The sequence below is a fragment of the Sphingobacterium daejeonense genome, assembly GCF_901472535.1.
GTDB classification, from domain to species: Bacteria; Bacteroidota; Bacteroidia; order Sphingobacteriales; family Sphingobacteriaceae; genus Sphingobacterium; species Sphingobacterium daejeonense.
In genome coordinates, this window is sequence record NZ_LR590470.1 from 2,730,039 (window position 1) to 2,741,822 (window position 11,784).

General features: G+C 36.8%; 13 protein-coding genes and 2 pseudogenes. All 15 read right to left on the reverse strand.

Annotation, left to right across the window (positions count from 1 at the left end; genetic code table 11):
- Nucleotides 1-219 carry a RidA family protein gene (locus tag FGL31_RS25785; protein ID WP_232046739.1) on the reverse strand — a complete coding sequence of 73 codons (219 nt, stop codon included), beginning with the start codon at nucleotides 217-219 and terminating at the stop codon, nucleotides 1-3.
- Nucleotides 212-472, reverse strand: a complete 261-nt coding sequence (locus tag FGL31_RS25790) for a RidA family protein (protein WP_232046740.1) — start codon at nucleotides 470-472, stop codon at nucleotides 212-214. The genes FGL31_RS25785 and FGL31_RS25790 overlap by 8 nt, the downstream gene beginning before the upstream one ends.
- Nucleotides 473-501: 29 nt before the next feature.
- Entirely contained in the window at nucleotides 502-873 is a 372-nt protein-coding gene (locus FGL31_RS25795; RefSeq protein WP_232046741.1) for a GntP family permease, read from the reverse strand.
- Between the two features lie 67 nt (nucleotides 874-940).
- Nucleotides 941-1,831: pseudogene (locus tag FGL31_RS13250) on the reverse strand (GntT/GntP/DsdX family permease); the annotation flags it as partial.
- Between the two features lie 286 nt (nucleotides 1,832-2,117).
- On the reverse strand, nucleotides 2,118-2,984 hold the full coding sequence (locus FGL31_RS23620) for a RagB/SusD family nutrient uptake outer membrane protein (protein ID WP_197734241.1): 867 nt from the start codon (nucleotides 2,982-2,984) through the stop codon (nucleotides 2,118-2,120).
- Entirely contained in the window at nucleotides 2,971-3,630 is a 660-nt protein-coding gene (locus tag FGL31_RS23625; RefSeq protein WP_197734242.1) for a RagB/SusD family nutrient uptake outer membrane protein, read from the reverse strand. The genes FGL31_RS23620 and FGL31_RS23625 overlap by 14 nt, the downstream gene beginning before the upstream one ends.
- A 15-nt stretch (nucleotides 3,631-3,645) precedes the next feature.
- Nucleotides 3,646-6,597, reverse strand: coding sequence for a SusC/RagA family TonB-linked outer membrane protein (locus FGL31_RS13260; RefSeq protein ID WP_197734243.1), 2,952 nt, complete (start codon nucleotides 6,595-6,597; stop codon nucleotides 3,646-3,648).
- Nucleotides 6,598-7,579: 982 nt separating this feature from the next.
- A pseudogene (locus tag FGL31_RS29935) lies at nucleotides 7,580-8,423 on the reverse strand (ATP-binding protein).
- Between the two features lie 105 nt (nucleotides 8,424-8,528).
- The gene (locus FGL31_RS13275) at nucleotides 8,529-8,948 is read right to left on the reverse strand and encodes a hypothetical protein (RefSeq protein ID WP_138092072.1); all 420 of its coding nucleotides are present in this window, start codon (nucleotides 8,946-8,948) and stop codon (nucleotides 8,529-8,531) included.
- Between the two features lie 20 nt (nucleotides 8,949-8,968).
- Nucleotides 8,969-9,238: a hypothetical protein gene (locus FGL31_RS13280; RefSeq protein ID WP_512745626.1), complete on the reverse strand. Its 270-nt coding sequence runs from the start codon at nucleotides 9,236-9,238 to the stop codon at nucleotides 8,969-8,971.
- Nucleotides 9,228-9,329, reverse strand: a complete 102-nt coding sequence (locus tag FGL31_RS30530; RefSeq protein ID WP_512745612.1) for a hypothetical protein — start codon at nucleotides 9,327-9,329, stop codon at nucleotides 9,228-9,230. The genes FGL31_RS13280 and FGL31_RS30530 overlap by 11 nt, the downstream gene beginning before the upstream one ends.
- Before the next feature lie 13 nt (nucleotides 9,330-9,342).
- Nucleotides 9,343-9,738: a phosphatase PAP2 family protein gene (locus FGL31_RS13285; protein WP_512745627.1), complete on the reverse strand. Its 396-nt coding sequence runs from the start codon at nucleotides 9,736-9,738 to the stop codon at nucleotides 9,343-9,345.
- A 34-nt stretch (nucleotides 9,739-9,772) separates the two neighbouring features.
- Nucleotides 9,773-10,153, reverse strand: a complete 381-nt coding sequence (locus FGL31_RS13290; RefSeq protein WP_138092081.1) for a DUF6851 domain-containing protein — start codon at nucleotides 10,151-10,153, stop codon at nucleotides 9,773-9,775.
- 170 nt (nucleotides 10,154-10,323) lie between these two features.
- A complete protein-coding gene (locus FGL31_RS13295) occupies nucleotides 10,324-11,010 on the reverse strand; it encodes a contractile injection system tape measure protein (RefSeq protein ID WP_138092084.1) in 687 nt (228 codons plus the stop codon).
- A complete protein-coding gene (locus FGL31_RS13300) occupies nucleotides 11,007-11,639 on the reverse strand; it encodes a contractile injection system tape measure protein (protein ID WP_138092087.1) in 633 nt (210 codons plus the stop codon). Before FGL31_RS13300 ends, FGL31_RS13295 begins: the two co-directional genes overlap by 4 nt.
- Nucleotides 11,640-11,784: the final 145 nt, after the last annotated feature.

The following is an 11,784-nucleotide window of genomic DNA, read 5'->3' on the forward strand; positions in this document are numbered from 1 at the left end:
TTAACCTACATGAAGTTCAAATAAAGCCTCGATTTCCACGGGGATATTATCCGGCAGGGATCCAAATCCAACAGCACTTCTCACTCCTACTCCATTTTCCTCACCCCATACTTGTGCAAACAACTCACTTGCTCCGTTGATAATAAATGGATGTTTTTCAAATTCTGGAGTACAATTTACCATTCCCAAAACCTTGATCACTCTTTTGACTTTATTCAAAGATCCCAGGTTTGTTTTTATTGTTGACAGCATGGTGAGACCAACTTGACGGGCTGCCAATTTTTCCCGCATCAGCATCCATATCGCTTCCAATTCTTCCAATGATCAAGCTTTTATCATCTTGTACTGGTCCATGACCTGAAAGGTATAGGTATTTCCCATCAATTAAATACGGTTTATAAACTCCAAGCGGAGCTGGCGCTGGCGGAAGTGTTAAACCTAATTTTTCAAACTGCTCATCTGCATTGTACATATATTAAAATTTATTGTTGTTAAAATTTATTATAAAAATAAGGATAAAAGCATTACTCCAATAAGACCTACTACTGAAACAATTGCTTCCATTACGGACCATGACTTAAAGGTATCCTTCACGGAGATTCCTAGGTATTCTTTGAACATCCAGAAACCGGAGTCATTAACATGTGAAAACATCAGACTGCCAGCTCCGATTGATAAAACCATTAAGTTTGGATTAACATGGGTAGACTGAATCAATGGCAACAAAACACTTGCAGCAGTTAGGGCAGCTACTGTTGCTGAACCGATACATCCACGAATAATAGCAGTTATGATCCAAGCCAGTATCAATGGATGTATTGGCAGTCCCTGAAGATTTTCTGCAAGTAATAGGCTGACTCCACTTTCTTCCATAACCTGGTTTGAAAACTCCTGATCCTGCAATAATCAATAGAATCATCGCGATATCCTTGACAGCATCAGAATAAGTAGCCATCACACTTTTGATTGGCCTCCCTAAGCTTACACCCAAGGAAAATGTAGCATAAATAATAGCGACCAACATTACAATATTTGCAGACCCCAAGAAGGCAATAATTTCATGGGCTGTTTCATACGACTTCGGAACAATATAAGGAAGCACAGTAAACAATATGATCATAATCACAGGCAGGAGCGCCGTGATAAAAGAATTCCATTTCCCAGGTTTTTCATATCCTTCGTCTACCACCTTGGTATCTTCGAAATTGAATATTTCCGATTTACCTGCCTTGATATGTTTTAAAGTTTTACTGAACAAGGGACCACCGAGGATAATTGCAGGAATGGCGATTATAATTCCATAGATCAGGGTTAATCCCATATTAGCGTTGAACAGGACTACCAATGCAACGGGTGAAGGATGCGGAGGGATAAAGCCATGTGTGACAGACAAGGCTGCTAACATCGGCAAACCTATGTAAACCAGCGGTAACTTATATTTATAGACAATGGAGAATATCAAGGGCACCAATAACACAAAACCAACTCCATAGAACAAAGGAATACCGACTATAAATCCGGTGAATGCCATCCCCCATTGCAAATATTTTACGCCAAATAGTTTGACCATCACGGTGGAGATATTTTCTGCAGCTCCACTTTCTGCAACAATCTTTCCCAACATTGCTCCCAATACGATTATAAGTGTCAATCCTCCCATTATGGAGCCTATACCCTTCTCGACCGTAGCGGGTATCTTTGACATGGGAATACCCAATACAATAGCTGCCAGAATGGAAACGATAAGGAATGAAATAAAGGTGTTGACTTTAAAATAGGTGATTAATAGTACCAGAAAGAGTAGGCTCAATAAGACAATTATAAATACCATATAGTTTATAATTATTGTTTAAGTTCAGGGATGATTCCCATTTCATTGGGATATTGGTTAATGTTATTCTCTAAAATAAGAAATTGTTTTGGGATTCAGTTTTGAAAACATCAAATCTAAAAGGATATAGATTCTTAAAAATGTAAAACCTTAACAAAAATTCAGTTAATGATAACTCAAGGAAAATTTCAGAAATTATTTATTCTCTATTTATTTATTCTATCATTAAAATAAAAAAACTGCCTGAATGTTATATTCAGGCAGTTTTATATCACGTATACTATTGTTAGTAACCTTTGTTTTGAATTAGTTTAGAATTATTTCTGATTTCAGCAGTAGGTTTAGGAAACAACAACTCTCTTTCAGTAACTACCGGGCCATAAGAAAATTTATGTCCAACATAGTTTTCAAATTTCTTGGTAGAGACATTGAAAGCTTTTCTGAGGCGCACCATATCAAACCAAGTTATATTTTCATAACATAGTTCATGCCACCTCTCCTTCCAGATTGCTTCACGGAGTTGATCTTTTGACAGTCCAGCCAAAGGAGCTAATTCAGCTCTCTTCCTGATTGCATTCACAGCTTCATATACATTCGCACTTGGGCCGGCAACCTCGTTCATTGCTTCAGCATATAATAGCAATACATCCGCATAACGTATAATAGACCAATTCAAATCACTGTTTGTTGTACTGGTTTGTGCATCATAGTCAAAGTGCTTGTAAATAAAGTAAGCACCTAATTCCACTTCTCTACTACGATCCGCTTCATGGGTAAATTTAGTAAAGAAGAATTGTTTTTCCTTTCTTCTTAAATCATTTGAGTCGTAAGATTCCACAAAATCTTTAGTAGCATATATGCCACCAGTTTCATCTGAATAAGCAGAGATATTTTTGTTATATGGAATAATTGCTACTTGCCAATTTGAAGGAATAACCTGAGTTTTATATTGAATGCTAAAAATGTTCTCAGAACCATTTTTCTTTTTTGGATCATGCAAATCATTGTATGAAGGAAACAATTGGTATTGACCAGAATTAATTACTTCTTGAGAGGCCTTGGCTGAAAGGTCATAGTAAGCAGCACCTTTATTGAGGGGAAAACCAGCCATAGTAAGATAAACCTTAGCCATTAGTGACTTAACGATTCCCATATTTATTTTTGCCGCTTTGATCATTCCAAGGCAATCCAGATGCTTCCGCTATTTTCAAGTCACTTACGATCAAATCATAAACTTGTTCCACCTTAGCTTGTTCAGGATACAACTGTTCTGATTTTAAATCCACGGCTTCAGTAACCAAAGGTATCTCTCCAAACATTTGAACCAGATTAAAATAAAAGAATGCTCTCAGGCAATGTGCCTCGCCTAAAATCATTTTTTTCTCATTCTCATCCATATTGATATTCGGAATATTCGCTATAGAAAGGTTAGCATTACCAATGCCACGGTAATATGTTGACCAATAATCGAGGCCATAACCATTGTCAGAGGTATTTCGCAGATCTTTCACATAATAACTATTTACCGCTTGGCCGAGATCGGTCGCCGCCAGCCCTGTAGCGAATTCCAACATCATCCATGTACCACCGCCAAAGCCACTACCCATTGGGTTTCTCAGATTTGCATATATAGCACTAACTGAACTTCTAGCGTGTTCAGGTTTTGTAAAATAATTCTCTACAGTAAAATTACTTGGGTCAGATTCATCTAAAAATCCTGAACATCCGACAATAGCTCCAAAAGCAAGCATGCTAGAAGTAATCTTAAAAGTTGTTTTTATATATCTTAAATATTTCATGATGTTCTAATTAAATTATAAACCAATATTAAGTCCGAAAGTAAAAACTCTAGGCCTAGGGTAATCATACATACCAAATCCTTGGTCAAAAGGAGAACCTGAATTGGATACCTCAGGATCATACCCAGCGTATTTGGTAACGACAAAGAAGTTTTGAACGGATGCAAAGAATCTTAATTTATCTAAATGCATTCTAGTTAAGAGATCCGAGTTAACATTATAGGAAAGCATTAGATTTCTACCTCTAATAAAAGAAGCATCAGTTACTTTATGACTGTCATTGTTTGTAGTGTAATACGCATTAATTGGTCTTACCTGAGCAATTGAGGTATTTTGATTTTCCGGCGTCCAAGCATTCAATACCGTTTTGTAGCTGTTTGCAATACCTTGTCTGTCTTCAGCTGAGTGAATACTGCGATCCAAAACATCATTTCCAAACATATATTGGAGATCAATCAACAAGGAGAAGTTTTTGTATTTAAAGGTATTTGAAAATGTTCCGTAACCATCTGGAATACCACGTCCAATAATTGTTTTATCGTTATCATTTATCACACCATCTGCATTGATATCTTGGTATTTCACATCACCTGGAAGCATATTATATTTTTCAGCTTCAGCTGCTTCTTCAGATGACCAGGTTCCTAGATGTTGAAAGCCCCAAAAAGATCCAACTGCTTCGCCGGTACGGATTATTGTATTGCCATTAAAAATATCTGAGCCTCCTACCAATCTTAACACTCGATTTCTATTGTAAGAAAAATTGAATAACCCTGACCAACTGAAAACATCATTACCGATGTTTGCAACATTTACCCCAACCTCAATACCATCATTTTTCATACTTCCAATGTTTCTAAAAATAGTTCCATAACCACTTGACAATGGAATTGGAGCATCCAGAAGCATATCATTTACTTGTCTGTGGTAAACATCGAGTTCGAAATTCAATTTGTTTTGAAACAATCCCAATTCTAATCCCAGGTCAACCTGTTGAGTTCTTTCCCACTTTAAAGTAGGATTTGCAATTCTGCTGGTACCGACCCCTACCAAACGGTCACCCCCTTGGATGATTTCGTAATTTCCCATTCCAGCCAAAGCGCGATAAGCAGGGATTTCAGAATTACCTGTTGCACCGTAACTCATTCTTAATTTCAAATTCGAAATAGTTTCATGATCCTTTAGGAAGTTTTCTTCATTGATCTTCCAAGCGACAGCTGCAGATGGGAAAAATGCATATTGATTATCCTGACCAAATTTTGAAGATCCGTCTATACGACCCGTAAAAGTAAACAGGTATTTATTCAATAGCGTATAATTGATCCGAGTAAAATATGAATTAAGACCATTCGCGTTAGCACCGGAAGAAGGGGCGTTCATCGTTGCACCAGCACCTAGGTTATTAAATTGGTAATAGAAATCAGCATACTTGCTTGAACTGGCATATGAACCAAAGTAATCAGTATGCTGCCAAGAGAAGCCCAACATAGCATTAATGGAATGGATGTCACCAAAATCTTTTAGATAGGTGAAGTAATTTTCAAACTGCCAGGAGTTGAATCTTTTGTTGTCCACGTTTGCAGTACCATCACTTGAAATGTATTGAAGACCAGCTGCAGCAGCATAATCTCTTCGTTGATTTATAATATTTGTTCCGATAGATGTGCGGAATTCCAAACCATCCAATAATTTAATATTGGCATACATATTACCAATAAAAGGTTGGGTTGAAAGATAATAAAGACGTTCATCGGCCACACGTATAGGGTTATCTCCACCTTCCATGCCTGGATAATCGCGATTACTTGCCCAACTTCCATCAGCATAGCGAACAGGAATTAACGGTAAAGCTTCTAGGACCTGGCGCATCATGGTAATGCCTCCTCCACCTAATTCATCAACTTGTTTATCTTTTTGGTCTGTGTAACTCAACACACCCCCTACCTTAAACCAGTCTCTAATCTGTGTATCGAATACAAAGCGAGCAGAATATCGTTTCTGCCACGATCCATAAGCAACCCCCTGTTCATTGCGGTAATTTACAAAACCGCCATAGGAGCCTTTTTCATTACCATTGGTAAAGCTTAATTGATGGTTTTGTGTGATAGCATTTCTAAACGCTTCTTTTTGCCAATCTGTATTGTACAATGGCTTTCCATTGTCGTCAAATAATAGCGGGTTATTTCTTTTGGTGGTCGGATCGGTATACTTAGTACCCGTTGCCCATCCAACAGGGTCAAATTTTTGCGCATTTTTGTATGCAAGCTCTTCCACTGCCAAAAACTCTTCAGAAGTTAATACTGGCAATAATTTTGGAGCGTATCCAACACCAATATCTGCATCGTAAGTCGCTTTGCCACCACCAGATGTCCCTTTTTTAGTGGTTACAATAACAACACCATTAGCACCTCTGGCACCATAGATTGCAGTAGAAGATGCGTCTTTCAGAACTTCAACAGATGCAATATCATTAGGATTGATATAATCTATTGGTGAGCTACCATTTTGAAGCCCATCTCTACTCATAATTACCCCATCAATAACATAAAGGGGATTATTGGTAGTAGAAATTGAACTAGAACCACGGATTCGAATATTTGTTCTTCCACCTGGCCGTCCGGAACTTGTAGAGACATTAACACCTGTTATTTTCCCACCTAATGCTTGATTTAAATTTGAATTAGGTCTTTCACTTAAGGCTTCACCTTGAACAGTTCCCACAGCACCTGTTAAGTCACTTTTTTTGACAACGCCATAACCAACTGCAACAACCACCTCTTCAATAGATTCCGATGAAGAAACTAGTTGAACATTTACAACCGTTCGGTTATTAATGGAAACTGTTTGGGAATTGTATCCCATGTAGGTAAAAACTAGGCTTTGATCTCCATTAGTTTTTATTTCATAATTTCCATCAGCATTCGTACTCGTGCTTTCATTTCCTGAACTAACTTTAATTTGAAACACCTGCCAGGGGTTCATTAGTTGAGGACGTTACTTTTCCTGTAATTGTAAGTTCTTGGGCTAGTGTTATTTTCGAAAGCAATAAAAATAACAACAAAAGAACACATTGATTGAAGGTTCTCATCATAGTTTTAAGTTTATTATAAGGGTTATATTTAAAAAAAAATCATAATCCAGTAGGATATGAAAAACCTTTATTAATCCCTTATAATCTTCTCAAAGAATTATTTTGAAAAGGACCAAAACTATGTAGTACAATAATTCTCATCGGATGAAAATTAATTGTATTAAATAAATTCAAAAGTCGTTAAGACTAAAAATGATACTTATGTTAGGTTTATAAGGTTGAACAAAAGGTTATTTTATCCAATTGATCATAATTTAACCTACTTTATTGGCATTAGTATCCTGTACTATCCTGACATTTAGTGATTTCTCTTTTCATGTGGTTGGTGGGGATAGCGACCCATTTAATTAACTAGCAATTTATAGTGACACCCCTACAGGGTTGGATGGCGCTGTGTAATCTTTTCTAGAATAGTTGCACCCCTAGCGGGGTTAACAAACATGCCACACCTACGGCGTTGGTGTTTGAGGCGATATACATTTCTATAGATATTACATGCCGATGGCATTTAAGAGATATTTCATGCCTCCGGCATTTAACCCCGATGGGGTTTTTTCGCCGTGGCAGGTGTCCCCACCTGCCTAGAATAGTTGCACCCCTCTGGGGTTTTATGTTTTGGAACAATGGTTTCTAGAATAGTTGCACCCCTAGCGGAGTTAACAAACATGCCACACCTATGGTGTTGGTGATGTGGTGATTTTTCAGCCATGGAATGGTAAATAATTTGTGTTATTAGCCCAAGTCAGGCCATTTCCCTGGCCAACGCTCAAGACTTGAGCTAGCTCAGCTACGGATGGTTGGTGGGGACACCAACCATGGCGGGTTGGACACAAACCATGGCAATTGGGGACACCAACATTATCCAAAGGGTTTTCCTTCTTTCAGCAATTCTTTTTTTATGCCTGCAAGGACGTCGGTATAGTAGATTCGTTTTGCTGTATCCTTATTTTGTTGTCTTTCGAATGCTTTGATGCAGGCGTAATGGACTACATTGATGATTGATCCTCCGGAAATGACATAATTCTTCACCATTTCTGGGATATCTGCAGGTTGGTCGTTGTTGTAGAATTGGACATCTTGCGGAAAAGCGAGTCTCCAAATCTTGACTCTTTCATCAGGCTCGGGGATGCTGAATTTTAAGATTGCATTGAATCGACGCATAAAAGCATCATCAATATTATTTTTCATATTGGTAGCAAGAATGACCATACCGTTATAGTCTTCAATGCGTTGCAAGAGGTAGGATACTTCTTGGTTAGCATATTTATCATGCGCATCCCGGACATTGGTTCTTTTGCCGAACAAGGAGTCTGCTTCATCAAAGAAAAGGATCCAACCCTTGTCTTCTGCTTTTAGCAAAAATCTGTTCGAGATTTTTTTCGGTTTCACCGATATATTTTGACAATACCATCGAAAGGTCAATCTTATAGACTTCCTTGCCTACTTCTTTCCCCAAAAGACCAACGGTTAGGGTTTTACCTGTTCCAGACGGACCATACAACAATGCTTTGTAGCCATTGTTAATTCTTCCAGACATATTCCATTCATTAACCAATAATGAATTATATCTCAACCAACTCTTTAATTCATTTACCTGCGTTATCAGTTCGTCATTTATTACAAGGTCTTTCCATTCAAGTTCTGTTTTAATGAGTTTTTGCTGGGAAGTGAATACTAAATTTTGGTTGTGTAGATTCACCATAAATAAATTGGTCCAGAAATTCTTTGGAGAACATAATTTTACTGCTCATCTCGGGTTCTCCAGATGCATGGTCATCGAGCCATAATATTTTCTTTTTCTCGAAGATTATGGTCTGCCCAAAATAGTTTTTGGATTTCCAATTCTTTTGTTAAAATCATCTTCGGCCAATAAAAATATTGCTGTTTCCGCAGTCGGTAAAAAACCTCTAAAGTCCTTTCCGCGCACACCACCAATTTTTTGGAAATCACCGGATTGATTGAGTTTAAAGTTGATGAGGTTATCAAAAAGGTCGGGTTGGATATGTGGGACCATTCCTAAAACCAACAGGCTTGCTTCATTTATGTTCAGCTTGTGATTGACAATAAATTCAAAAAGTTTAGGGGACCATTTTTTATAGATCGGCAATGGTTTGGGGATATCGTTGCCATCAGGAAAATAGACATTTAATCTGTATAAGATCAATTGTTCTAAGTATCTAAATTCTTCAGGTGAATTGAAATCGAGGAATGAGATTACTAGTTTCATGAGATTCTTTTATGTCTTTTTTATTTTTCATTAAAATAGACTTTAGCTTTTTCCCACGCACCAACAGCAACTTTTAATCCTAGTTTATGTCCTTCATCTGTTCCTTTAGAAAAATGAGTGCCACCATAGATACAGGATAACCCTGCCTGTTCAGCGGCAGCGGAATACGTTGGCCATTCCAATACCATATCCATACACGGTGTTACGCCGGCCTCGATATTTGATGATCCCATCTTAATGGTGGTTCTTCCTCCAAAGGCATCATTTCCTGTGAAATTCTTAAGGATTATTGCTGCTGCCCCTACTCAGGCAGCTGTGTGCGGATATATATTCTGGTGTGTTTGGAGTTTTTATATAAGGCATCCATTGTTCACCTTTCATTGTTTCAGTTCCTTTACATGGTCCAGCCCAGGCATGAACCCCAAAACCGGGAGAACAATTCTCTTATTGCAGTTATTGGTCTAACAGAGTTATAAAAATGTTTACACTCCCAAGCGGCGATACTAGCATCCAATAATGCATTAGACAGCACAAAGAACAATTTTATACACATTGAATTTCTATAATATTCTCTCTGCGCCACAAACTGAGCGATTTCACACCAATGGCCAGCCGTAGTATAAGTCCCACGAGGATCATCCCAATAACTCGCGATTATTTTTTGTTCATCTGTCAATGCAGCACTTATGTCCAATATCTCTTTAGCCTGAGCCTTGAACTCTGGTTGTTCTATAACAAATGGAGATGAAGGTCTATACTGCCAATTGAAGGGCAATGAAAATGAGTTCACCAAACCCCAATGAGGTAATATAAACTTATGTTTATTATTTTTTATCAGTTTTATTTTGAGGTTGATATCCTGTATAATCTGAATATCTTGGCATTTTTAGGTTAGCATATTGGTTAGCACCGTCGCCAATCCGTTGTTCAAGAATAATCTTCCCAAATAGATTTCCAATTCCTTCAGGCTTATTAATATCCATACATTTATTTTCAGGATCGTAACCCGACTGACACATCAATTCCTTAAATATCCCCTTATGCTCGGCAGGCAATTTATGACAGAACAATTCAGATAAAACCCTATATGCAGCATAGCTAAAAGAAATTCTAAAATTTTCTTTTCCGCAGCTTTGGTTTGGAACTTTTATATATTTCGCAGTACTGGTACTGGATGGCGCAAGGATGATATACTGACCAAGCATCGTACATTGCTGTATGAACCATCGCTAATGCTCGAGCTGCAATTGGAGTTGATGTTTTGGATAATTTAATGGCATCAAGGGTAACCTGATTCCATTTTAATACGAGTGGTTTTTCTGACATAATACTATAACTAAATGGTCAACAAAAACGTAAATGAATGGAAGTGATTTTATCTCCATTCAACTTGGATGATATGCTTTAACCAAGGCAATTTAATATGGCTTAAATTCCATGGTAGATAATCCAGAAGCATATCAATTGAGCCCTTTTCTACTAGGATTTTTATTTTATCGGCATGAATATTAATTTTTCCTTTTCTTTTCAAAAACCCATCACGTAGCCCTTCAATAGATGTATTATTTAAAATTTCCCAATTTGCAATCATTCCCTTTAACATATCATCTATCTCCGATAATTCATTTGGTGATAAAAAAACTTGATTTGAAATGACTGAATGGATTGGAAAACCGCACAAGATCTTAGGTACTACTAATTCATATTCTTTTGGATTTTGTAACCCCGAAACTGCATAGTACAGAAGATATACTGCTTTTTCTCTAGCTTTTTTGTTTACAAATTCATGATTTTGAACTAATTCAAGATTCTTGAAAAGTGTACTTATAAAAGGATGAACTAACACGAGACCAACATTATTAGCATATATTGGATTATTATCTTCAGCAATTTGGGAGTCACTTAATATATTTTCATTGGTATCACTATTATAATCTTTCACCTCAAAACTCATAGCCTCTAAATTCTCAAGTGTGAAAACAATTGATTCATCAAAACCATTTGAACTTAGTTTAACAACATTGTAAATAAATTCTCTATAAAATGATTGGATAGCATTCAATTTTTCACTTTCTGATAGCAATTGGTTTTCTGCAAATTCTTTGAAAGAGTCGATTTGATTATTATTTGTGATTTTATATCTGGGGCAATCATAATGAGTAGATTCTTTAAAAAATCTTCCGAGTGTTGGAATATTAATCGACTCAGGAATTCAGATTTTTTCAATACTTCATGGGCAAATATTTCAACTTTTGAGCCATCCATTGCTAATACTTCAAGTACATGCTGAAAAACTATATCTTCCATAGAAGCAACATTCCAATTTAAATAGCCATTTTTCATATAGAACATCCATTGATGGAAGTGATTTTCAGGCAATGAACTTACTATAGTATTTGTTCCTGAAATCTCTTTAGTAATTTGTTCAATAATTTGCTGTTTTGTTTTTCTAAGGAGTTCTGGTTTTTCATTAATTTTCAGGATTTCTTCAAGTAATATTTCACCTAGGTCAATTTCAATTTTATTGATTGAAAGCACTTCATTTTCATGTGTTAATTCATCGAATATTTCATCAAATAATGGTATAAAATAACTCCAATATTGATCACTTAGTTTCTGTTGAATACCGAAACTGTCTAACCCATTTTTCATTTGGATATCCATATGTTGTTTCATGATGATGTGGTTCATTTCGGTTTCTTTTTGATAGTTTTTGCTTTTCGGGACACTTTATTTACAGGTTTTCTGTCCCGGTTATATTGTTGATCACAACTAAAGAACTGATATTCCCCTTCAAGGGAAATCATCCAACCGAATGCAGTATTTACTTGGTCTT